This window comes from Paracoccaceae bacterium (genome assembly GCA_019454225.1).
Lineage (GTDB): Bacteria > Pseudomonadota > Alphaproteobacteria > Rhodobacterales > Rhodobacteraceae.
Window position 1 is genome coordinate 2,430,168 of the sequence record CP075370.1, and the last position, 22,321, is coordinate 2,452,488.

Here is a 22,321-nt window from a genome sequence, read left to right on the forward strand (position 1 = left end):
GACGTGAAGGAGAACGGGGATCGGCATGGGCAGGCGGGTACTGTCGGTTGCGTCGGAATGCGTGCCGCTGCTGAAGACCGGCGGGCTGGCCGATGTCGTGGGGGCGCTGCCCGGGGCGCTTGCCGCGCATGGCTGGGACATGCGGGTTCTGATGCCCGCCTATCGCCCGTTGCGGCAGCGATGCGCCGCCTGGCCCGAGGTCTGGGCCGAGGACGACCTGTTCGGCGGTCGTGGCAGGGTTCTGGCGGGCGTCGTGGACGGTGTCTCGATGCTGATGCTGGACGCGCCGCATCTGTTCGACCGCGAGGGCGGCCCCTACGGCCCGCCCGGGGGCGACTGGCCGGACAATCCCCAGCGTTTTGCCGCGCTGTCCTGGGCGGCGGCGCAGATCGGGCGGAACGGCACGGCCGAGGGGTGGCGCCCCGAGGTTGTGCATGCGCATGACTGGCAGGCGGGCTTTGCGCCCGCCTACCTGGCCTTTGGCGGTCCGCGAGACGTGGCGACCGTGATCACGGTGCACAACATCGCCTTCCAGGGCTGGGCGCCTGCCGCGCTTCTGTCCGCGCTGCGGCTGCCCGCGCATGAGTTCCACCCGGGCGCACTGGAATACTACGGTGGTCTTTCGGCACTGAAGGCGGGGCTGGTGACGGCGGATGCGATCACCACGGTGTCGCCGACCTATGCGGACGAGCTGATGCGTCCCGAGTTCGGGATGGGCCTGCAAGGCGTGATCGCCGCGCGGGCGGGCGCGGTTCGGGGTATCCTGAACGGCGTGGATACCGCGGTCTGGAGCCCGCCCTATGCCGACGCGGCGGGCAAGGCGGCGGCGCGTGTGGCGCTGTGCGACGAATTCGGGCTGGAGGTGCCGGGCCCGCTGGCGATTCTGGTCAGCCGCCTGACCGACCAGAAGGGGATCGACCTGCTGCCTGCCGTGCTGCCGGGTTTCATCGAGGCCGGGGGCGGGATCGTGATCCTCGGTTCCGGCGATCCGGCGCTCGAGGCTGCGATGCGCGACCTGGCACGGCGGCATCCGGGGCGGGTGGGCCTGCGCATCGGCTATGACGAGGCACTGTCGCGCCGCATGTTCGCGGGTGGCGATGCGGTGCTGGTGCCCAGCCGGTTCGAGCCCTGCGGGCTGACCCAGATGTATGGCCTGCGGTTCGGCACGTTGCCGGTGGTGGCCGAGACGGGCGGACTGGCCGACACCGTGATCAATGCCTCGCCGGCCGCCGTGTCGGCGGGCGTTGCGACGGGGTTCACCTTTCATCCGACCGACGCGCTGGCCTTTGGCCAGACGCTGCGGCGGGTCGTGGCGGCGCATGCCGACCCCGACCTGTGGGCGCGGCTGCAGGCCAATGCGATGGCGTCGGACGTGGGCTGGGGCGCCAGCGCCGCCGCCTATGCCCGGCTCTATGCGGACATCTCCGGATGAGCCCCGCAACCCGCGGCCTGCCCGGGCATCTGCCGGGGCATGTGCCCGGCCCCGGGCGGGCGTTTCCGCTGGGGGCGACGCCGCAGGGTGACGGGGTGAATTTTGCCGTCGCCTCGGCCCATGCCGAAGCGATCGAACTGTGCCTGTTTTCCGACGACGGGCGCCGCGAGCTGGCGCGGGTGCCGCTCGAGGCGCGGGACGGCGATGTCTGGCATGTGCATGTCGACGGCCTGATGCCCGGTGCGCGCTACGGCTATCGCGCCCACGGCCCCTATGCGCCCGAGGAGGGCCATCGCTTCAACCCCAACAAGCTGCTGATCGACCCCTACGCGCGCGGGCTGGACGGGCGCCTGCGGTGGTCGGACGCGCTGATGGGCTATCGCATCGGCAGCCCGCGGGGCGATCTTTCCTTTGACACCCGCGACAGCGCCTTTGCCGTGCCGAAATCGGTCGTGGTCGATACCGCCTTCACCTGGGGCGAGGACGCGCCGCCGCGCCGCCCCTGGGACCGCACGGTGATCTGCGAGACGCATGTGAAGGGCATGACGGCGCAGCATCCGGGCGTGGCGCCGGGCCTGCGGGGCAGCTATCTGGGCCTTGCGTCCGACCCCGTCATCGAGCACCTGCTGCGGCTTGGCGTGACGGCGGTGGAACTGCTGCCGGTCCAGAGCTTCATCGACGACCGGTTCCTGGTCAGCCGCGGACTGCGCAATTACTGGGGCTACCAGACAATCGCCTTCTTTGCCCCGGACAGCCGCTACATGAGCCGCGATGCGCTGTGGGAATTCCGGGCGATGGTGCGGCGCTTCCATGCGGCGGGGATCGAGGTGATCCTCGACGTGGTCTACAACCACACCGGCGAGGGCGACGAGTTCGGGCCGACGCTGAGCTTCCGGGGACTCGACAACCGCAGCTATTACCGGCTGCGGGACGGTGGACGCTACTATGTCAATGATACGGGCACCGGCAACACGCTGGACCTGACGCAGCCGATGGTGCTGCGCATGGTGATGGACAGCCTGCGTTACTGGGTCGAGGTGGCGCATGTGGACGGGTTCCGCTTTGACCTTGCCACCGTGCTGGGGCGTGAGGCGGGTGGCTTCGATCCGCATGGCGGGTTCTTCGATGCGATCCGGCAGGACCCGGTTCTGGCGCAGGTGAAGCTGATCGCGGAACCCTGGGACATCGGACCGGGGGGCTATCAGCTGGGCGCCTATCCGCATCCCTTCGCCGAATGGAACGACCGGTTCCGCGATGGCGTGCGCCGGTTCTGGCGGGGCGACCCGGGCATGGCGCCCGATCTTGCGCGGCGGCTGCTGGGCAGTGCCGAGCGTTTCGACCATGGCGGGCGCGCGGCCACGTCCAGCCTCAACTTCGTGACGGCGCATGACGGCTTCACGCTGGAAGATCTGGTCAGCTTCACCGTCAAGCGCAACCTCGCCAACGGTGAGGACAACCGGGATGGCCACCATGAGAACCATTCGGACAACCTGGGTGTCGAGGGACCGACGGATGACGCGCGCGTGCGCGCCGCGCGCGACCTGCGCAAGCGCAACCTGCTGGCCACGCTGTTCCTGGCGCAGGGCACGCCGATGATCCTCGCGGGGGACGAGATCGGCAATTCCCAGGGCGGCAACAACAACGCCTATGCGCAGGACAATGCGACCGGCTGGGTCGACTGGGCCATGGCGGATGGTCTGCTGGCGGCCTTTGTCGCGCGGCTGTCCGCGCTGCGCGCTGCGCATCCGGTGCTGCGGCAGCGGCGGTTCCTGCACGCGCGACCGCGTGGCGAGGGGGGCATGCCCGATGTCATCTGGCGCCGCGCCGATGGCGCGACACCGCGCCCGGAAGACTGGCACGACGCCGGTTTCCGCTGCCTTGCGGTCGAGCTGCGCATGGCGGCAGAGGCGCGGGACGCAGGCGAGGCCGCGATCCTGGCGGTGTTCAATGCCGGGCCTGCCGTGCCGCTGAACCTGCCGGACACTGCCCGATGGCAACTGGTTCTCGACACCACCCGGCCCGATGTCGAATCCGAGACGCCGGGCGCGGCGATGACCGCACCCGCCCAATCCGTGCTGGTCTTTGCCGGCACAGCGCCCGAAGGGAGACTGCCATGACCATCCGCACCGTCGCCACCCAAGCCATCGCGGGTCAGAAACCCGGCACCAGCGGCCTGCGCAAGAAGACCCCGGTGTTCATGGGGCCGCACTATCTGGAGAACTTCGTGCAGGCGATCTTTGACACCGTGGGGGCGGCGGGCAAGACCTTCGTTCTCGGGGGCGACGGGCGCTATTTCAACGACCGGGCGGCGCAGGTGATCCTGCGGATGGCGGCGGCCAACGGCGCGTCGAAGGTGATCGTGGGGCAGGGGGCGATCCTGTCCACCCCGGCGGCCAGCCACCTGATCCGGCTGAACCGCACGGATGGCGGGATCATCATGTCGGCCAGCCACAACCCCGGCGGCCCCAACGAGGATTTCGGGGTCAAGTTCAACATGCCGAACGGCGGCCCCGCGCCCGAGGGCGTGACAGAGGCGATGTTCGCCCGGACGCAAGGCCTGTCGGAATACCGCATCTGGGAAGGCCAGGACGTGGACCTTGGCAGCATCGGCACCCATGCCCTGGGCGGGATGGTGGTCGAGGTGGTGGACCCCGTGGCCGACTACGCGGCGCTCATGGAGACGCTGTTCGATTTCCCCGCCATTGCGGCGATGTTCGCCGGCGGGTTCCGGATGCGGATGGACAGCATGTGCGCCGTGACCGGCCCCTATGCGGTGGAGATACTGGAACGCCGTCTGGGCGCGTCTCCGGGCACGGTGGTCAACGGCACACCGCTGCCCGACTTCGGCGGCATGCATCCCGATCCCAACCCGACCTGGGCCAAGGCCCTTATGGACGAGATGTTCGGGGCGGACGCGCCGGACTTCGGGGCGGCATCCGATGGTGACGGCGACCGCAACATGGTCGTCGGGCGGGGAATCTATGTCTCGCCATCGGACTCGCTGGCGGTGCTGGCCGCGAATGCGCATCTGGCGCCCGGCTACAAGGCCGGGCTGAAGGGGGTGGCGCGGTCGATGCCCACCTCGGCGGCTGCCGACCGTGTCGCGGCAGCGCTGGGGATCGCCAGCTACGAAACGCCGACCGGGTGGAAATTCTTCGGAAACCTGCTGGATGCGGGGCGTGCCACGATCTGCGGCGAGGAAAGCTTTGGCACGGGGTCCGACCATGTGCGCGAGAAGGACGGGCTTTGGGCGGTGCTGCTGTGGCTGAACATCCTGGCGGCGCGCGGTCAGACGGTGGCCGAGATCCTGGCGGAGCACTGGGCGCGGTTCGGCCGCAACTACTACAGCCGCCACGACTTCGAGGCGATCCCGGTGGACCGGGCCGATGCGATGATGGCGGCGCTTCGGGGGCGTCTGGGCGCGCTGCCGGGGACGGCGGTCGAGGGAATGACCGTCGCGGCGGCCGATGATTTCGCCTACAGCGATCCGGTGGACGGATCGGTGTCGAAGGCGCAGGGCGTGCGGGTGATGTTCGATGGCGGGTCGCGCTTTGTGATGCGGCTGTCGGGGACGGGGACCGAGGGCGCGACGCTGCGCCTGTATCTTGAACGCTATGCCCCGGGGCCCGGCGGCCTGCACGAGGATCCGCAGGTGGCGCTGGCCCCCATCGTCCGCGCTGCGCATGACATTGCGGGGATCGCCGCACATATCGGGCGGACCGCGCCCGACGTGGTGACCTGAGCGCCGGCAGCCGCATTCCGACGCGTTCGGACCCTGGCAGGTCGCCCTTGCCGCAGCGGTGGGCATCGGCAGGCTGTTGACTGGCCGCAGGCGGCTGGGGGAGTGGGCGATGGGCGAGGTGCGGCGGGCAGGGCGGCAGGCGCGGGCCGAGGCGCGCGCCCATCGGGGCGGGGCCATCGGTCGCCCCTACATCCTGCGCGGCATCCCGCCCTACGACGTGCTGTCCGAGGAGGGCCTGGCGCGCATCGAGGCGGCGGCCGACCGCATCCTCTGGGAGACGGGCATCGATTTCCGCGACGATCCGGCGGCGCTCGAACACTGGCGCCGGGCGGGTGCGCAGGTCGATGACCTGCGCGTGCGGTTTCCGCCCGGCCTGTGCCGCGAGATCCTGAAAACCGCCCCCGCGCAGTTCACGCAGCACGCAAGAAACCCCGCGAAGTCCGTTGAAATCGGGGGAAAATCCGTTGTCTTCAGCCCGGCCTACGGCTCGCCCTTCGTGATGGACCTCGACCGGGGTCGGCGGTTCGGCACGCTGGAGGATTTCCGCAACTTCATCCGGTTGGCGCAGTCCAGCCCGAACCTGCACCATTCCGGCGGCACCATCTGCGAACCGACGGATGTCGCGGTGAACAAGCGCCATCTGGACATGGTGATGGCGCATATCGAACTGTCCGACCGGCCCTTCATGGGATCGGTCACGGCCGAGGAACGGTCGGAGGATTCGATCGAGATGTGCCGAATCCTGTTCGGCGAGGCCTTCGTCGATGCGAACTGCGTGATCCTGGGAAACGTCAACGTCAACTCTCCGCTGGTCTGGGACGGAACGATGACGCGCTCGCTGCGCGCCTATGCGCGCGCCAACCAGGCGGCCGTGATCGTGCCGTTCATCCTGGGCGGTGCGATGGGTCCGGTCACCTCGGCCGGGGCGATCGCGCAATCGCTGGCCGAAACGATGGCGGGTTGTGCCCTGACCCAGCTCGAACGCCCCGGTGCGCCGGTGATCTTCGGCAACTTCCTGTCGTCGATGTCGCTGCGGTCGGGCTCACCCACCTTCGGAACGCCCGAACCCGCCATCGGGTCGATGGTGATCGGCCAGCTTGCGCGCCGGCTGAACCTGCCGCTTCGCTGTTCGGGCAACTTCACCACCTCCAAGCTGCCGGATGCGCAGGCGATGACCGAAGGCACCATGTCGATGCTTGCGGCGATCCACTGCGGCGCCAATTTCATCCTGCATTCGGCCGGATTTCTCGACGGGCTGCTGTCGATGTCCTACGAGAAGTTCATGCTGGACGATGACCTGTGCGGGGCGCTGCACGCCTACCTCGACGGGGTCCGGGTCGATGACGACCAACTGGCCGTCGACGCCTTCGCCGAAGTCGGCCCCGGCAACCATTTCTTCGGCTGCTCGCACACCATGGCACATTACCAGACGGCGTTCTGGGACAGCGGGCTGGCCGACAACGAACCCTTCGAGAAATGGGAGGCGGCGGGGTCCGAGGATGCCGCGACACGGGCCAACCGGGCCTGGAAGCGGCGGCTGGCCGAATACGAGGCACCGCCTTTGGATGAGGGCACGGCCGAAGCGCTGCGCGACTTCGTGGCGCGGCGCAAGGCCGGTGCCGCGGATGCCTGGTACTGAGCGCATAGGACTTTAGGCTTGCTTCGCGGCGGCGGCGCGGATGGTATCCTGCGCGGACCAGACCAGAGTGACGCCATGCCCGACCCCGACCCGCGCCCCGCCGAGCCTCGTCCGCTGTCGCTTGCGCTGATCGTGGATGACCATCCGCTGTTCTGCGACGCCCTGTCGATGACACTGAAGGCCGTGGCGGGCCTGCCGCAGATCGAGACGGCCGACTGTCTTGAGGCCGCGCTGACGCGCATCGACCTGTTGCCGATGCCCGACGTGATCGTGCTGGATCTGAACCTGCCGGACGTGAACGGGCTGGACGGGCTGATCCGGCTGCGCGCATCGGCGGGGGACGTGCCGGTGGTCGTGGTGTCGTCCCTGGCCGACAACCGGGTCATCGGCGCCGCATTGCGGGCGGGCGCCGCGGGTTTCATCCCCAAGCATTCGCGGCGCGAGGTGTTCCGCACCGCGTTCGAGGCCGTAAGAGCAGGACGCATCTACGCGCCCGACGGGTTTGTGCCGCAGGCTGATCCGGCGGCACCCGCGACGCAACGGGAAGAGGCCATCGCCCGCCTGTCGCTGCTGACCCGCCAGCAGGCGCGCATCCTGCAGCTGATCTGCGAGGGGATGCTGAACAAGCAGATCGCCTATGACCTGTCGATCGCCGAGACGACGGTCAAGGCGCATGTCACGGCCATCATGCGCAAGCTCGGGGTGCAGAGCCGCACGCAGGCCGTGCTGATCGCCCGGGAGACATCCTTTGCCGCGCTGATGCCCGAGAACGGTTGACCCGGGCGCGACCCCGCGCTTGCCAGCCCGGATGCCCGGCCCTAGCTTCCGCTCAGGGAGGATACCGATGATGCGTGCCCGCGACCCCGCGCGAGCGCCCGCGAGCGCCTTCGCCCATGCGGCGGCGACGCCAGGCCCATGGCCGGTATCCGCGCATGTGTCGGCGCTGGCGGCCGACCCGGTGGCGGGGCTGGTGCAGGCCCTGGGGCCCGGACCGTTCGCCGCCGTGTTCCTGTTCATCTCGCCCCGCGTCGACCTGGACCGTCTGGCCCGCGACGTTCAGGGCGCGTTTCCGGGTGCGACGGTGACCGGCTGCACCACCGCCGGCGAGATTTCGGCCCAGGGCTATGCCGAGGACGAGATCGTGGCGATGGCCTTGCCGACCGCGCAGTTCGTGACCGAGGCGATGCTGATTCCGGATCTGGGCCGGATCGTTCCGCAGGATATCGTGGGGCAACTGATCCGGGCACGCGCCGTGCTGGCGCGGGCGCGGCCGCAGTGGGACAGCGAGTTTGCATTTCTCCTGGTGGACGGTCTGTCGGTGCGCGAGGACGAACTGGCGGCGGCGCTGGCCTCGGGCCTGGGGCCGGTGCCGCTGTTCGGGGGGTCTGCGGGCGATGGCACGCGCTTTGCCCAGACCTGGGTGCTGCATGACGGGCAGCTGCTGCGCAATGCCGCCGTGGTCACGCTGGTCAGGACGGCGTGCCGGGTCAAGGTGTTCAACCTCGATCACCTGATCCCGACCGAGCGGCGCATGGTGGTGACCGAGGCCGATCCCGCCCGGCGCATCGTGCGGCGCATCAATGCCGAGCCCGCGGCACTGGAATATGCGCGCCTGCTTGGCAAGGATCCCGCGCAACTGACCCCTTTCACCTTTGCCGCGCATCCGGTGGTGGTGCGGATCGGCGGGCGGCATCATGTGCGGGCAATCCAGCGGGTCGATGTCAACGGCGACCTGATCTTCTTCTCGGCGATCGACGAGGGGCTGGTCCTGACGCTGGCCGAGCCTCAGGACATGGTCGCGCATCTGGAGCGCGAGTTGATGGCGCTGTCGGCGGGTGGTGCCCCGGCGGCGATCCTGGCCTGCGACTGCATCCTGCGCCGGTTGGAGGCCCAGGAAAAACAGATGTATGGCGCGGTGTCACGGCTGCTGCAGGTGCATCGGGTGACGGGGTTTTCCACCTATGGCGAACAACTGAACGCCATGCATGTGAACCAGACGATGACCGGCGTGGCGATCTATCCGCCCGGTGCCTGACCGATGATCGAGACCCTGATCAACCCCGCCGACAGCCCCGAACGCCAGCGCGAAAAGCTGCTGCATATCGCGCAGGTGCTGATGCGGCGCGTCGAACAGGACACGGACGACGGCGGGATTGCCTATGCGCAGTTCCAGCGGGCCGCGATGCTGGAGGATCAGGTGCGCGAGCGCACGCGCGACCTGGAGCGTGCGCTGGACCTGCTGAACGACTCGAACGCCCGGCTCGCCGAGGCGAACCGCCAGATCGAGGCGGCGCGGCAGAACCTGGCCAATGCCATCGAGACGATCCAGGAGGGCTTTGCGCTGTTCGACGCGCAGGACGTGCTGGTGCTGTGCAATTCGCGCTTCGGGATGCACATGCTGGACATCCGCGACGATCTGAAGCCGGGGCTGGCGTTTGACGACTATGTCGAGCGCGTCAGCCTGTCGCGCTATCTGGAACTGCCCGACAGCGAGCGGCCCGAGGACTGGGCGGTGCGGCGCAAGCGTCGCCATCAGGACAGGCATGTCATCTTCAACGTGCGGATGATCTGGGACCGCTGGGTTCAGGTGTCCGAGCACCGCACCGCCGATGGCGGAACCGTCATCCTGCAGACCGATGTGACCGACATCATCCGCATGGAGCGGCAGGAGCGCGGCAAGCTGCTGGACGATCAGGCGCGCGTGATCCGCGCGACGCTGGACCACATCAACCAGGGTGTCTGCATCTTCGACCCCCAGGGGCGCCTTGTCGGATGGAACCAGCGGCTTGGCACGCTGCTGGCGATTCCCATCACGCGGCTGCGGCTGGGGGCCAGTTTCGAGGCGCTGCTGGCACGTTTCCACGAGGAAAGCCGGTTCGAGGGCGGCATGACACCCCGGTTGCTGACCGGGTGGGTCGAGGGACGCACCGGGCGGGAACCGCTGAGTTTCGCGGTGGCGCGCGGCGGCGCCATCCTGGACGTCTTTGCGCAAGAGATGCCGGACGGCGGCTTTGTGATGTCCTTCACCGATGTCACGGCCGAACGCACTGCCATCGAGGCGCTCTCGCGCGCCAACGAGACGCTGGAGGCCCGCGTGATGGAGCGCACGCTGGAGCTGGAGGACGCACTGGCCAATGCCGAACGCGCCAATGCCGCACGGTCGCGCTTTGTCGCGGCGGCCAGCCACGACCTGTTGCAGCCGTTGTCGGCCGCCAAGCTGTTCATCGCCTCGGCCGGGGGCGAGGGCACGGACCCGCGCACCACCGCGGCCCTGGAGAAGGCCCAGAACGCGCTCGACTCGGTCGAGGGTATCCTCGGGGCGCTGCTCGACATCTCGAAACTGGAAAGCGGCAAGGCGGCGGTCAGCGTGGGGCCGGTGCGGCTGGACGCGGTGCTGCGGCAGCTGTCGGAAGAGTTCGCACCGCTGGCCGCGCGCAAGGGGTTGCGGCTGGCGGTGCGGCCATGCGGTGTGGTCGTGCAGTCGGACCCGGCCTATCTGCGCCGGATCCTGCAGAACCTGATCGGCAACGCCATCCGCTATACCCCGTCGGGCCGGGTGCTGGTGGGCGCGCGGCGGGTGCGGACGGGTGTGCGGATCGAGGTGTGGGACACCGGACCGGGCATTCCCGAGGCCGAGCAGGACGACATTTTCAAGGAGTTCCACCGCCTGAACGCCCGCGCAAGTGCATCCGAGGGCATGGGGCTGGGGCTGGCCATCGTGGAGCGTGCCTGCGCGCTGCTGGGGCATCCGCTCGGCCTGACCTCGGAACCGGGACGGGGATCGTGCTTCATGATCCAGGTGCCGCTGGCCGAGGCCGCGGGGGCCCAGGCGGCATTGCGGACGCCTGCGCGGCCGGTGCCGCCGCCCCTGCCGAAATCGGATCGCATCGCCTTTCTGGTCGAGAATGACGCCGAGCTTCGCCGCGCGCTGACGCTGCTGCTGGAGAAATGGGGGCTGAGCGTCCTGGACGCGGCAAGTGGCGAGGAGGCGCTGGCGCTGATCGAGGAGATCGGCATCCTGCCCGATTTCTTCCTGGTCGATCACCAGTTGGGAGAGGGCATGACAGGGATCGAGTTCGTCGCGGTCCTGCGCGCGCGCCATGGTCCGGTGCCCGCGCGGCTGATCACTGCAAACCGGACGGCCGAGGTCAAGGCGCAGGCCGCGGCCGCGGGAATCGACATTCTCTACAAGCCGGTCGACGCGCGCGATCTGGGCGGTTTCCTGGCCTCGCTTGGCGACTGAACGGGGGAAAAGGCTGGACCGGAACAGGCTTTACGATCAAGGTCGCATAGCATGCGACAGGGGCCTTTCGTATGGTCCCGGACAGACCGGAGGGGGACCACACCATGCAGCTTTCCGATGCGCGTGACATCAAGGCCGATCCGGCGACGGTCTGGGCCGCGATCCTTGATCCCGAAGTGCTGAAGGTCTGCGTGCCGGGCTGCCAGAGCCTGACGGGTTCGGTCGGCGATGGCTACGAGGCCGTGGTCAAGCAGAAGGTCGGGCCGGTCAGCGCCACGTTTACCGGGGTTGTCAGGATCTCGGACATCGTCGAGGGCCAGTCGCTGCGCATCTCGGGCGAGGGAAAGGGCGGACCTGCGGGTTTTGCCAAGGGCGGCGCCAACGTCACCTTTGCCGCCATCGAGGGCGGTACGCGCCTGACCTATGATGTCGAGGCGAATGTCGGGGGCAAGCTGGCGCAACTCGGCAGCCGCATCATCGACGGCTTTGCCAAGAAGCTGGCCGACGAGTTCTTCTCGCGTTTCCAGGACGCGGTCGAGGGCCCTGCCGAACCGGAGGCGGTTGCCGCCGAGAGCGATACGGCAGGACCGGAAAAGAAAAAGGGCTGGTTCCGCCGCCTGATCGGCTGAACCCTCGCCTCACCCAGGTATCCCAAGGGAGGAAGCAATGACAAAGATCACGATGACCGTGAATGGCAAGGCGGTCTCGGCCGAGGCGGAGGGGCGAACGCTGCTGTCGTCGTTCCTGCGCGACGGCCTGGGCCTGACCGGCACGCATGTCGGCTGCGACACCGCGCAATGCGGTGCCTGCGCTGTGCATGTGGACGGAAAGGCGGTGAAATCCTGCAACGTGTTCGCCATGGACGTGGCCGGCGCCGAGGTCCGCACGATCGAGGGGATGGCGAATGCCGACGGATCGCTGTCGGTCCTGCAGCAGGCGTTCCAGGATCATCACGGGCTGCAGTGCGGGTTCTGCACGCCGGGCATGGTGATGGCTTCGGCCGCCCTTCTGGCCGACAACCCAAGACCCAGCGAGGCCGAGGTGCGCCACCATCTGGAAGGCAACATCTGCCGCTGCACCGGCTACCACAACATCGTCAAGGCCGTGCTGGCCGCAAGCGGGCAGGACGTGGGCGCCATCGCGGCGGAGTGACGGGCGGCTGGTGCGTGGCTGCACGCGCCTGAGGCCCATGGGGCGGGGTGCCCATCGGCACAGCCCCGGCAGGACAGGGTGCCGCGCCATTCTGCGCGGCGCCATCGAGAACCCAGGGAGAGAGACATGCCCAAAGACGGTGGCATCGGCGCCAGCAGCAAGCGGCGCGAGGACGTGCGGTTCCTGACCGGGAAGGGCCGCTATACCGACGACATCAACATTCGTGGCCAGCTTCATGCGCATTTCGTGCGGTCCGAGGTGGCGCACGGTCGTATTCTGGGCATCGACACGGCTGCGGCCGCCGCGATGCCCGGCGTGCACCGCGTCTTCACGGCTGCCGACTTCGCCGGGGTGGGCGGGCTGCCCTGCGGCTGGCAGGTGACCGACCGCCACGGCAAGCCGATGCAGGAACCGAAGCACCCGGTGCTGGCCGACGGCAAGGTGCGCCATGTCGGCGACCCCATTGCCATGATCGTGGCCGACACGCTGGAACGGGCGCGCGACGCCGCCGAGGCGCTGACCGTCGACATCGAGGAACTGCCGCCGGTTCTGGACATGAAGGCCGCACTGGCCGAGGGCGCCACCAAGGTGCATGACGAGCTGACGTCGAACCTTTGCTACGACTGGGGCTTTGTCGAGGACAACAAGGCGGCCGTGAACGAGGCCTTCGACAAGGCCGCGCATCACATCACGCTGGAGCTGGTGAACAACCGGCTGGTGGCCAACCCGATGGAACCCCGTGTCGCCGTGGGCGACTACGAGGATCACTCGGGGATGCACACGCTCTACACCACCAGCCAGAACCCGCATGTGATCCGCCTGCTGATGGGCGCCTTCGTGCTGGGCATCCCCGAATCCAAGCTTCGTGTGGTGGCGCCGGATGTGGGCGGCGGGTTCGGATCGAAGATCTACCACTATGCCGAAGAGGCCGCGGTGACCTTTGCGGCCAAACAGCTGAAATGCCCGGTCAAGTGGACCGCATCGCGCAGCGAGGCGTTCATTTCCGATGCCCAGGGCCGTGACCATGTCACGAAGATGGAACTGGCGCTGGACGCCGATCACAACTTCACCGCGATCCGCACCGAAACCTACGCCAACATGGGCGCCTACCTTTCGACATTCGCGCCTTCGATCCCGACGTGGCTGCACGGCACGCTGATGGCGGGCAACTACAAGACGCCGCTGATCTATGTGAACGTGAAGGCGGTGTTCACCAACACCGTGCCGGTCGATGCCTATCGCGGTGCGGGGCGGCCCGAGGCGACGTTCCAGCTGGAACGGATCGTCGACAAGGCGGCGCGCGAGCTGGGCGTCGATCCGGTGGAATTGCGGCGCAAGAACTTCATCACGCCCGACCAGTTTCCCTATCAGACGCCGGTCGCCGTGGTCTATGACACCGGCAACTACCAGGCGACGATGGACAAGCTGCTGGACATCTCGGACCATGCCGGGTTCGCGGCGCGGGCGGCGGAAAGCAAGGCACGCGGCAAGCTGCGCGGCTTCGGGATTGCCCATTACATCGAGGCTTGCGGCATCGCGCCGTCGAACCTCGTGGGGCAGTTGGGCGCACGGGCGGGGTTGTATGAGTCCGCCACGGTGCGGGTGAATGCCACCGGCTCGATCAGCGTCTTCACCGGCTCGCATTCGCACGGGCAGGGCCATGAGACGACCTTTGCCCAGGTTGTTGCCGAGATGATCGGGATCGACGCAAGCCAGGTCGAGATCGTGCATGGCGACACCTCGAACACGCCGATGGGCATGGGCACCTACGGCTCTCGCTCGCTTGCGGTCGGCGGTTCGGCACTGGTCAAGGCGACGAACAAGATCATCAACAAGGCCAAAAAGATCGCAGCCCACCTTCTCGAGGCGTCCGAGGGCGACATCGAGCTCAAGGACGGCAAGTTCAGCGTGGCCGGCACCGACAAGTCGGTCGACTGGGTCGGCGTCACCCTCGCCGCCTATGTGCCGCACAACTATCCGCTGGAATCGATGGAACCGGGGCTGGAGGAAACGGCCTTCTACGATCCGTCGAACTTCACCTATCCGGCCGGTGCCTATGGCTGCGAGGTCGAGGTGGACCCCGAGACCGGCAGGGTCGAGATCCTCGCGTTCAGCGCGGCCGACGATTTCGGCAACGTGGTGAACCCGATGATCGTGTCGGGGCAGGTGCATGGCGGGCTGGCGCAGGGGATCGGCCAGGCACTGCTGGAGAACTGCGCCTATGACGAGAACGGGCAGCTTCTGTCAGGGTCGTTCATGGATTATGCCATGCCACGCGCCGACGACCTGCCGTTCTACAATGTCGACCATTCCTGCGTGACGCCCTGCACCCACAACCCCCTGGGGGTGAAGGGCTGTGGCGAGGCAGGGGCCATCGGGTCGCCCCCGGCGGTGGTCAACGCGGTGATCGATGCGCTTCACCGGGCAGGCCATACCCACATCACCCATATCGACATGCCCCTGACGCCGGCGCGCGTCTGGGCCGCGATGAACGCCTGAGGAGGTTGCGATGCACAATTTCGAGTTCGTGAAGCCCGCGACCCTGGCCGAGGCGGTCAACGCGCTTTCGGCCGAGGGGGCACAGGCGCTTTCGGGCGGGCAAACGCTCACGCCGACCATGAAGCAGCGCCTGGCGGCTCCGGCGGTGCTGGTCTCGCTGACGGGGATTGCCGAGATGAAGGGCGTCTGCATGGGCGACCATGGCCTTTCCATCGGCGCGGCCACCACCCATGCCGATGTCGCGCGGGACGCGGCGGCGCATTACCCGGCCCTGGCGGCGCTGGCCGGCCAGATCGGTGATCCGATGGTGCGCAACCGTGGCACCATCGGCGGCAGCCTGGCCAACAATGACCCGTCGGCCTGCTACCCGGCGGGCGCGCTGGCGTCCGGCGCGACAATCGTGACGAACCGCCGCCACATCGCGGCCGACGACTATTTCCAGGGCATGTTCGCCACGGCCCTGGACGAGGGAGAGATCATCACCGAAGTTGCCTTTCCCGTTCCGCAGAAGGCCGCCTATGCCAAGTTCGTGCAACCGGCCAGCCGCTTTGCGCTGACAGCGGCGTTCGTGGCGAAGTATCCGGATGGTGTGCGGGTTGCGATCACCGGGGCTTCGAACAACGGGGTCTTCCGTTGGGCCGAGGCCGAGGCGGCCCTGTCGGCAAGCTTCACGGCGGCGGCCATCGAGGCGCTTTCCCCGCCGGCCGCCGATGACATGATCGCCGACCTGCACGGAACACCGGAGTATCGCGCGCATCTGGTCAAGGTGATGACCAAGCGCGCGGTGGCGGCCGCGCATTGATCCTGAGTTGGCGCCAGCCGTTACGGGCCGGCGCCAACCATGCCTGCGCTCAGGGAGTGGAACATGGCGGGGGCCGCGTCAGCGGCCGCGCCAGATCCAGCCACCGCCCAGCACCCGCGTGCTGTCGGGTGCATAGAAGACGCAGGCCTGCCCGGGGCTGACCCCTTCTTCGGCTGACAGAAGCTCCACCTCGGCCTCGCCATTCGGCAACCCCCGCAGGATCGCCGGCCGGGGCTCGCGGGTGGACCGGACCCGCGCCAGCACATCATGCGCCGATCCGTCCGACAGCGCTTCGTCACCCAGCCAGTTCACCTCGCGCAGCGGCACGCGGCGGGTGGCCAGTGCCGCCTTGGGTCCGACCACGACCTGCCGCGTCGCGGGGTCGAGACGCAGGACGAACAGCGGCTCGCCCAATCCCCCGATGCCGAGCCCCTTGCGCTGCCCGACGGTGTAGTGGATCACGCCCCGGTGACGGCCCAGAACATGGCCTTCGGTGTCCACGATCTCGCCGGGATCGGCCGCGCCGGGGCGCAGCTTCTCGATTACCGCGGCGTAGTTGCCATTCGGCACAAAGCAGATGTCCTGGCTGTCGGGCTTGTCCGCCACGGGCAGGCCATAGCGCGCCGCAAGGGCACGGGTCTCGGCCTTTGATGTGAGGTGGCCAAGGGGAAAACGCAGGTAGTCGAGTTGCGCGCGCGTCGTCGAGAACAGGAAATAGCTCTGATCCCGCGCCGGGTCGGCGGCACGATGCAGTTCCGGTCCGCCCGGGCCCATCCGGCGCCGGATATAGTGGCCCGTCGCCATGCAGTCGGCATCAAGATCCTTCGCGGTTTCCAGAAGGTCCTTGAACTTCACCCGTTCGTTGCACCGGATGCAGGGAACCGGCGTCGCCCCCGCCAGGTAGGCGTCGGCAAACTCGTCGATCACCGCCTCGCGGAACGTGTTCTCGTAGTCCAGCACGTAATGCGGAAAGCCCATCGTCTCGGCGACGCGCCGCGCGTCATGAATGTCGCGCCCGGCGCAGCAGGCGCCCTTTTTTGCCAACGCGGCACCGTGATCGTAAAGCTGCAGCGTGACGCCGACCACGTCATAGCCTTCGTCCTTCAGCATCGCCGCCACGACCGACGAATCGACACCGCCCGACATCGCCACCACGACACGGGTATCCTGGGGTGCCTTTGGCAGGCCGAGCGTGTTGAGGGGCAGGTCGCGCATGGGTTTCTCCGGGGAAGCCCTGCAATACAGGAAAATGCAATCTACGCGCAACCGGGTGGCTTCACCCTTGCTTAAGCCAGTTGCGCAACGATGCCCCGGGATGGACGAGGGTCGTGTGATGTATCTCAAACGTGTGGACGGGCCACGGCAGGTCACGCTGCCGGATGGCAGCGTTCTGAACCGGGCCGATCTGCCCGCGCCCGATACGCGGCGCTGGGTGGCCAGCCGCAAGGCGATGGTGGTCCGGGCTGTCGTATTTGGCCTGATCACCGAATCCGAGGCGCTGGATCGCTATGGACTTTCGGCCGAGGAGTTCGCGCTCTGGCGCCGTGCGGTCGAGGCGCATGGCGAGAAGGCGCTGAAAGTCACGGCGATACAGAAGTATAGACAACTTTAAGTTGTTTATACTGCAATCTCTGACAGAGTAACCCTGCGTTAACCATTGCACACCAGTGTCGTTAACGAAGCGGCTGCCACGCGGAGAGTGCACGATGCGGATCCTTCTGGTTGAGGATGACCCGACCACATCACGCAGCATCGAACTGATGCTGACCCACGCCAACCTGAACGTCTATTGCACCGATCTGGGCGAGGACGGCATCGACCTGGCGAAACTCTATGACTATGACCTGATCCTGCTGGACCTGAACCTGCCCGACATGTCCGGGCATGACGTGCTGCGCCAGTTGCGCATGGCCCGGATCGAGACGCCGATCCTGATCCTGTCGGGGTCGGACGACACCGACAGCAAGCTAAAGGGTTTCGGCTTCGGCGCGGACGACTACATGACCAAGCCGTTCCATCGCGAGGAACTGGTGGCACGCATCCACGCCATCATCCGCCGGTCCAAGGGCCATGCGCAGTCGGTCATCCGGACCGGCAAGATCGCGGTCAATCTCGACGCCAAGACGGTCGATGCAGAGGGAAAGGCGGTTCACCTGACCGGCAAGGAATACCAGATGCTCGAACTGCTCAGCCTGCGGAAGGGCACCACGCTGACCAAGGAGATGTTCCTGAACCATCTTTATGGCGGAATGGACGAGCCCGAGCTGAAGATCATCGATGTCTTCATCTGCAAACTTCGGAAGAAGCTTGCCGAGGCGACCGGGGGGCAGAACTACATCGAGACCGTCTGGGGGCGCGGCTATGTGCTGCGCGATCCGGGTCCGGGGGTGTCGGCGCGCCTCGCGCTCGGGGCATGACGCTTTACGCGGGGGCGGGTGGCGCCTAAACCTCTGTCCGCGGCGGCGGAGGGGCGGATGAAAAGCGCGCAGGGTGGAACCGGGCAGGATCTGGCGTCAAAGCCGGTCGATGCCCTGACCGGGGCAGAGGCCACGGCCGAGCTTCTCCGGCTGGAAGCGGAGATCGCGGCGGCGAATCGTGCCTATCACACCGAGGATTCGCCCGACATTCCGGATGCCGACTATGACATGCTGAAGCGGCGGAACGCGGCGATCGAGGCGCGCTTTCCCGCCCTGAAGCGCCAGGGCAGCGTCTCGGACCGCATCGGCGCCGCACCCGCAGAGGGCTTTGGCAAGCTGCGCCATGCGGTGCCTATGCTGAGCCTCGAGAATGCCTTCGACGCAGCGGACGTCGAGGATTTCGTCGGTCGTGTGCGCGACTATCTGAACCATTCCGGACCGCTGGCCTTCACGGCAGAACCCAAGATCGACGGGCTGTCGTTGTCGCTGCGCTACGAGGGCGGGCGGCTGGTGCAGGCAGCGACACGCGGCGACGGCGAGACGGGCGAGGATGTGACCGCGAATGCCCGCACCATCGGCGATATCCCGCAGCTGCTTGTCCCGGGCGGGGACGATACCGATCCATCCCGTTCCGCAACACCTGCGGACGATGGCGGCTGGGCGCCTCGTGGTGCCGGGGTTTCGGTGGTTTCCGGCGCGCCAGTGCCTGCCATCGTCGAGGTGCGCGGCGAAGTCTACATGAGCCACGCCGACTTTGCGTCGCTGAACGAGCGGCAGGCCGCCCAGGGCGGCAAGACCTTTGCCAATCCGCGCAACGCTGCGGCAGGCTCGCTGCGCCAGCTTGATGCGCGCATCACGGCGGCCCGTCCCCTGCGGTTCTTTGCCTATTCCTGGGGGGAACTGTCCGAGCCGCTGGCGGAGACCCAGATGGGGGCCATCGAACGGCTGGCCACGCTGGGGTTCTCGGTGAACCCGCTGACCCGCCTCTGCGACAGTCCCGAAGATCTGCTTGCCCACTACGCCGCAGTCGAGACGCAGCGCGCGACACTGGGCTATGACATCGACGGCGTGGTCTACAAGGTCAACGACCTTGCGCTGCAGCGTCGTCTGGGGTTCCGCTCGGCCACGCCCCGATGGGCGATCGCGCACAAGTTTCCGGCAGAACTGGCCTGGACGATTCTTGACGGGATCGACATCCAGGTGGGCCGAACCGGCGCGCTGAGTCCCGTGGCGCGGTTGCGGCCGGTGACGGTGGGGGGCGTGGTCGTCAGCAATGCGACGCTTCACAATGAAGACTACATTGCCGGACGGGATGCGAAGGGCAACCCGATCCGCGCGGGACGCGACATCCGGCCGGGCGACCGGGTGCAGGTGTACCGGGCGGGCGACGTGATCCCGAAGATCGCCGATGTCGATCTGTCCTTTCGCAAGGATGGCACAGACCCCTTTGTCTTTCCGACGGAGTGCCCGGAATGCGGCAGCCCGGCGGTGCGCGAGCCCGGCGATGCGGTGCGCCGCTGCACGGGTGGCCTGATCTGCCCCGCCCAGGCGATCGAGCGGCTCAAGCACTTCGTCAGCCGGGGCGCCTTCGACATCGAGGGCCTGGGCGCGAAACAGATCGAGATGTTCTTTGCCGATGCCGACCTGTCGGTCAGGACGCCCGCCGACATCTTCACGCTGGCTGCGCGCGATGCCGCAAACCCGTTGCGCAAGCTCAGGAACCGCAAGGGATTTGGAGACCGGTCGACCGACAACCTGTTCGCGGCGATCGAGGCGCGGCGAACCATCCCGCTGGACCGCCTGATCTTTGCACTCGGCATCCGGCACGTGGGCGAGGTGGCCGCGGGCCTGCTGGCCCGGCACTATGGCACGTGGCCGGCCTTCGAGGCCGCGATCACGGCCGCAGACGACCGGGCGGGCCCCGACTGGCAGGCGCTGCTGTCCATTGACGGCGTGGGCGAGACGCTGGCGGACAGCCTGGTCGCCGCATTCGCCAACCCGGCCGAACGCGCCGCCATCGATGCGCTCGTCGCGCATCTGGATGTGCAGCCGGTCGCCGCGCGGGCGCCGGTGGCCAGCCCGGTGGCGGGCCTTACGGTTGTCTTCACCGGCACGCTTCAGCGGATGACCCGGGCCGAGGCCAAGACACGGGCCGAGGCACTGGGCGCAAAGGTGGCCGGATCGGTCAGCGCGCGCACGGATCTTCTGGTCGCTGGCCCCGGGGCGGGATCAAAGGCGAAAGAGGCCGCCCGACTGGGTGTGCGGACGATTGACGAGGATGGCTGGCTTGCCCTTGTCGGCGACGCATGACGCGGCCACCCGAACTTTTTCCGCTGTTCGCGGAGCTTGAAACGCTTGAGGGCGTGGGGCCCAAGGGCGCCAAGGCCCTGGCAGCGCTCGGCCTGACGCGGCCGAAGGATCTGCTCTATCACCTGCCTGCAGGGGGGATCGATCGGTCCCGCCGGGCCTCGCTGCGCGATGTGGTGCTGCCTGCGGTGGCCACGGTCGAGGTGACCGTCGGCGTCCACCTGCCGCCCCGGTCGCGCGGCAAGCCCTATCGCGTCATGGTCCAGGACGCTGAACTGGAGTTTCAGCTCGTTTTCTTCCACGCCCGGGCGGAGTGGCTGACGGCGCAGTTGCCCACAGGCACGCGCCGGGTGGTTTCGGGCAAGGTGGAACTGTTCGATGGCATCGCACAGATGGTCCACCCCGACCATATGCTGCGCCCGGAAGAAGCTGATGACCTGCCCCTGTTCGAGCCTGTGTATCCGCTGGGCGCCGGGCTGACACAGCGCCAGGTGGCGGGCGCCGTGCAGGGGGCGATCCGTCGGGCCCCGGATCTGGCCGAGTGGATCGACCCGGCGCTGAAGCTGCGCGAGGGCTGGCCGGACTGGCGGGCGGCCGTCACGGCGGCGCACGGACCCCGCGGCGTGGTCGATCTGGCTCCCACGGCTGCTGCCCGCGCACGTCTTGCCTATGACGAACTGTTCGCGCATCAGGTGACGCTGGCCCTTGCGCGCCAGGTACAGCGGCGCGGCAAGGGGCGCACGACGGCGGGCACCGGCGCGCTGCAACGGCGCGTGCTGACCCGGCTGCCCTATGCCCCGACCGGCGCCCAGACCCGGGCGGTCGCCGAGATAGCCACCGACATGGCGGCGCCCCTGCGGATGAACCGGCTGCTGCAGGGCGACGTGGGGTCGGGCAAGACACTGGTCGCCTTCCTTGCATTGCTGATCGCGGTCGAGGCGGGGGGGCAGGGCGTCATGATGGCGCCTACCGAAATCCTCGCCCGGCAGCATCTGGCGGGGTTGCAGCCGCTGGCGGACACGGCGGGTGTCCGGCTCGACATCCTGACCGGGCGCGACAAGGGGTCGGACCGTTCGGAAAAGCTGGCAGCGCTGCGCGACGGGAGGTTGCAAATTCTGGTGGGCACGCATGCCGTGTTCCAGCGGGATGTGGAGTTTCACGACCTGCGGCTGGCGGTTGTCGATGAACAGCATCGGTTTGGCGTGGCGCAACGCATGGAGCTGGGCGCCAAGGGGGCCGCGACAGATGTGCTGGTGATGACCGCCACACCGATTCCAAGAAGCCTTGCGCTGGCCACCTATGGTGACATGGATGTGTCGGTGCTGGATGAGAAACCGCCCGGGCGGAAACCTGTGTCCACGGCCATGGTTTCGGCCGGACGGCTTGATGAAGTGATCGCGCATCTGCACCGCGCCCTGGCCGACGGGCGACAGGCCTATTGGGTTTGTCCGCTGGTCGAGGACAGCGAGGTGCTGGACTACGCCAGCGCCGAGGCGCGGTTCACCGCGCTTCGCGCGGCCTTTGGCGAGGGTGTCGTCGGCCTGGTCCACGGCCAGATGCCCGTGACCGAGAAGGATGCGGCGATGGCGCGCTTCGTGGCAGGGGATACGCGGCTGCTGGTTGCGACGACGGTGATCGAGGTCGGGGTGAACGTGCCCGCCGCCAGCATCATGGTGATCGAGCGGGCCGAGACCTTCGGACTGGCGCAACTGCATCAGTTGCGCGGCCGGGTCGGCCGCGGGGCGGCGCAGTCGACCTGCCTGCTGATGTATCAGGCGCCGCTGTCCGAGGCGGCCGAGCGTCGCCTGAAGATCCTGCGCGACACTGAGGACGGGTTTCGTATCGCCGAGGAGGACCTGGCAATGCGGGGCGCGGGCGATCTGATCGGGACGGCGCAATCCGGCCTGCCGAGGTTCCGCATTGCTGATCTGGAACGGCAGGCGGCGCTGATGGCTGTGGCGCAGAGCGACGCGCGCGCGCTGCTCGCATCCGACCCCGAACTTGCATCAGCCCGAGGGGCGGCGGTGCGGATGCTGCTCTGGCTGCTGGATCAGGACCGGGCGATCCGGCTGATCGGCGTGGGCTAGG

The 22,321-nt window shown here is 68.0% G+C and carries 16 protein-coding genes; 15 read left to right on the top strand and 1 reads right to left on the bottom strand.

Annotation, left to right across the window (positions count from 1 at the left end):
- Positions 1-25 precede the first annotated feature (25 nt).
- The 11 genes from glgA (at position 26) to KF887_11580 (ending at position 15,509) form a co-directional block, all read left to right on the top strand.
- Positions 26-1,432: a glycogen synthase GlgA gene (gene glgA, locus KF887_11530; GenBank protein ID QYK40083.1), complete on the top strand. Its 1,407-nt coding sequence runs from the start codon at positions 26-28 to the stop codon at positions 1,430-1,432.
- The gene (gene glgX, locus KF887_11535; protein QYK40084.1) at positions 1,429-3,549 is read left to right on the top strand and encodes a glycogen debranching protein GlgX; all 2,121 of its coding nucleotides are present in this window, start codon (positions 1,429-1,431) and stop codon (positions 3,547-3,549) included. The genes glgA and glgX overlap by 4 nt, the downstream gene beginning before the upstream one ends.
- Positions 3,546-5,174 carry an alpha-D-glucose phosphate-specific phosphoglucomutase gene (locus KF887_11540; protein ID QYK40085.1) on the top strand — a complete coding sequence of 543 codons (1,629 nt, stop codon included), beginning with the start codon at positions 3,546-3,548 and terminating at the stop codon, positions 5,172-5,174. The genes glgX and KF887_11540 overlap by 4 nt, the downstream gene beginning before the upstream one ends.
- A gap of 109 nt (positions 5,175-5,283) precedes the next feature.
- Positions 5,284-6,813, top strand: a complete 1,530-nt coding sequence (locus tag KF887_11545) for a trimethylamine methyltransferase family protein (protein QYK40086.1) — start codon at positions 5,284-5,286, stop codon at positions 6,811-6,813.
- Positions 6,814-6,888: 75 nt separating this feature from the next.
- Positions 6,889-7,590, top strand: coding sequence for a response regulator transcription factor (locus KF887_11550; GenBank protein QYK40087.1), 702 nt, complete (start codon positions 6,889-6,891; stop codon positions 7,588-7,590).
- Between the two features lie 70 nt (positions 7,591-7,660).
- Positions 7,661-8,848, top strand: a complete 1,188-nt coding sequence (locus KF887_11555) for an FIST C-terminal domain-containing protein (protein QYK43545.1) — start codon at positions 7,661-7,663, stop codon at positions 8,846-8,848.
- A 3-nt stretch (positions 8,849-8,851) separates the two neighbouring features.
- Positions 8,852-11,056: a PAS-domain containing protein gene (locus tag KF887_11560; GenBank protein ID QYK40088.1), complete on the top strand. Its 2,205-nt coding sequence runs from the start codon at positions 8,852-8,854 to the stop codon at positions 11,054-11,056.
- A gap of 104 nt (positions 11,057-11,160) precedes the next feature.
- Positions 11,161-11,685 (top strand): carbon monoxide dehydrogenase subunit G, encoded by a 525-nt coding sequence (locus tag KF887_11565; protein QYK40089.1) that lies wholly within the window; start codon positions 11,161-11,163, stop codon positions 11,683-11,685.
- 37 nt (positions 11,686-11,722) lie between these two features.
- Positions 11,723-12,208 (top strand): (2Fe-2S)-binding protein, encoded by a 486-nt coding sequence (locus tag KF887_11570; protein ID QYK40090.1) that lies wholly within the window; start codon positions 11,723-11,725, stop codon positions 12,206-12,208.
- A 126-nt stretch (positions 12,209-12,334) separates the two neighbouring features.
- On the top strand, positions 12,335-14,707 hold the full coding sequence (locus KF887_11575; GenBank protein QYK40091.1) for a xanthine dehydrogenase family protein molybdopterin-binding subunit: 2,373 nt from the start codon (positions 12,335-12,337) through the stop codon (positions 14,705-14,707).
- A 10-nt stretch (positions 14,708-14,717) separates the two neighbouring features.
- Positions 14,718-15,509: an FAD binding domain-containing protein gene (locus tag KF887_11580; protein QYK40092.1), complete on the top strand. Its 792-nt coding sequence runs from the start codon at positions 14,718-14,720 to the stop codon at positions 15,507-15,509.
- Positions 15,510-15,587: 78 nt separating this feature from the next.
- On the opposite strand, the gene mnmA is transcribed toward KF887_11580, so the two are convergent.
- Positions 15,588-16,724: a tRNA 2-thiouridine(34) synthase MnmA gene (mnmA, locus tag KF887_11585; GenBank protein QYK40093.1), complete on the bottom strand. Its 1,137-nt coding sequence runs from the start codon at positions 16,722-16,724 to the stop codon at positions 15,588-15,590.
- A gap of 118 nt (positions 16,725-16,842) precedes the next feature.
- Here mnmA and KF887_11590 point away from each other — a divergent pair, with 118 nt between their 5' ends.
- The 4 genes from KF887_11590 (at position 16,843) to recG (ending at position 22,320) form a co-directional block, all read left to right on the top strand.
- Entirely contained in the window at positions 16,843-17,121 is a 279-nt protein-coding gene (locus KF887_11590) for a DUF1153 domain-containing protein (protein QYK40094.1), read from the top strand.
- A 94-nt stretch (positions 17,122-17,215) separates the two neighbouring features.
- Positions 17,216-17,926, top strand: coding sequence for a response regulator transcription factor (locus KF887_11595; protein QYK40095.1), 711 nt, complete (start codon positions 17,216-17,218; stop codon positions 17,924-17,926).
- Positions 17,927-17,983: 57 nt separating this feature from the next.
- On the top strand, positions 17,984-20,236 hold the full coding sequence (gene ligA, locus KF887_11600; GenBank protein QYK40096.1) for an NAD-dependent DNA ligase LigA: 2,253 nt from the start codon (positions 17,984-17,986) through the stop codon (positions 20,234-20,236).
- A complete protein-coding gene (gene recG, locus KF887_11605) occupies positions 20,233-22,320 on the top strand; it encodes an ATP-dependent DNA helicase RecG (protein ID QYK40097.1) in 2,088 nt (695 codons plus the stop codon). The genes ligA and recG overlap by 4 nt, the downstream gene beginning before the upstream one ends.
- Position 22,321 lies beyond the last annotated feature (1 nt).

Excerpts from the sequence above, each read along its gene's own strand:
- glgA (QYK40083.1), top strand. The coding sequence starts at position 26 with ATGGGCAGGCGGGTACTGTCGGTTGCGTCGGAATGCGTGCCGCTGCTG.
- KF887_11540 (QYK40085.1), top strand. The coding sequence starts at position 3,546 with ATGACCATCCGCACCGTCGCCACCCAAGCCATCGCGGGTCAGAAACCC.
- glgX (QYK40084.1), top strand. The coding sequence starts at position 1,429 with ATGAGCCCCGCAACCCGCGGCCTGCCCGGGCATCTGCCGGGGCATGTG.
- KF887_11555 (QYK43545.1), top strand. The coding sequence starts at position 7,661 with ATGCGTGCCCGCGACCCCGCGCGAGCGCCCGCGAGCGCCTTCGCCCAT.
- KF887_11580 (QYK40092.1), top strand. The coding sequence starts at position 14,718 with ATGCACAATTTCGAGTTCGTGAAGCCCGCGACCCTGGCCGAGGCGGTC.
- KF887_11545 (QYK40086.1), top strand. The coding sequence starts at position 5,284 with ATGGGCGAGGTGCGGCGGGCAGGGCGGCAGGCGCGGGCCGAGGCGCGC.
- KF887_11590 (QYK40094.1), top strand. The coding sequence starts at position 16,843 with ATGTATCTCAAACGTGTGGACGGGCCACGGCAGGTCACGCTGCCGGAT.
- recG (QYK40097.1), top strand. The coding sequence starts at position 20,233 with ATGACGCGGCCACCCGAACTTTTTCCGCTGTTCGCGGAGCTTGAAACG.
- KF887_11575 (QYK40091.1), top strand. The coding sequence starts at position 12,335 with ATGCCCAAAGACGGTGGCATCGGCGCCAGCAGCAAGCGGCGCGAGGAC.
- KF887_11560 (QYK40088.1), top strand. The coding sequence starts at position 8,852 with ATGATCGAGACCCTGATCAACCCCGCCGACAGCCCCGAACGCCAGCGC.
- KF887_11550 (QYK40087.1), top strand. The coding sequence starts at position 6,889 with ATGCCCGACCCCGACCCGCGCCCCGCCGAGCCTCGTCCGCTGTCGCTT.
- KF887_11595 (QYK40095.1), top strand. The coding sequence starts at position 17,216 with ATGCGGATCCTTCTGGTTGAGGATGACCCGACCACATCACGCAGCATC.
- mnmA (QYK40093.1), bottom strand. The coding sequence starts at position 16,724 with ATGCGCGACCTGCCCCTCAACACGCTCGGCCTGCCAAAGGCACCCCAG.
- KF887_11565 (QYK40089.1), top strand. The coding sequence starts at position 11,161 with ATGCAGCTTTCCGATGCGCGTGACATCAAGGCCGATCCGGCGACGGTC.
- ligA (QYK40096.1), top strand. The coding sequence starts at position 17,984 with ATGAAAAGCGCGCAGGGTGGAACCGGGCAGGATCTGGCGTCAAAGCCG.
- KF887_11570 (QYK40090.1), top strand. The coding sequence starts at position 11,723 with ATGACAAAGATCACGATGACCGTGAATGGCAAGGCGGTCTCGGCCGAG.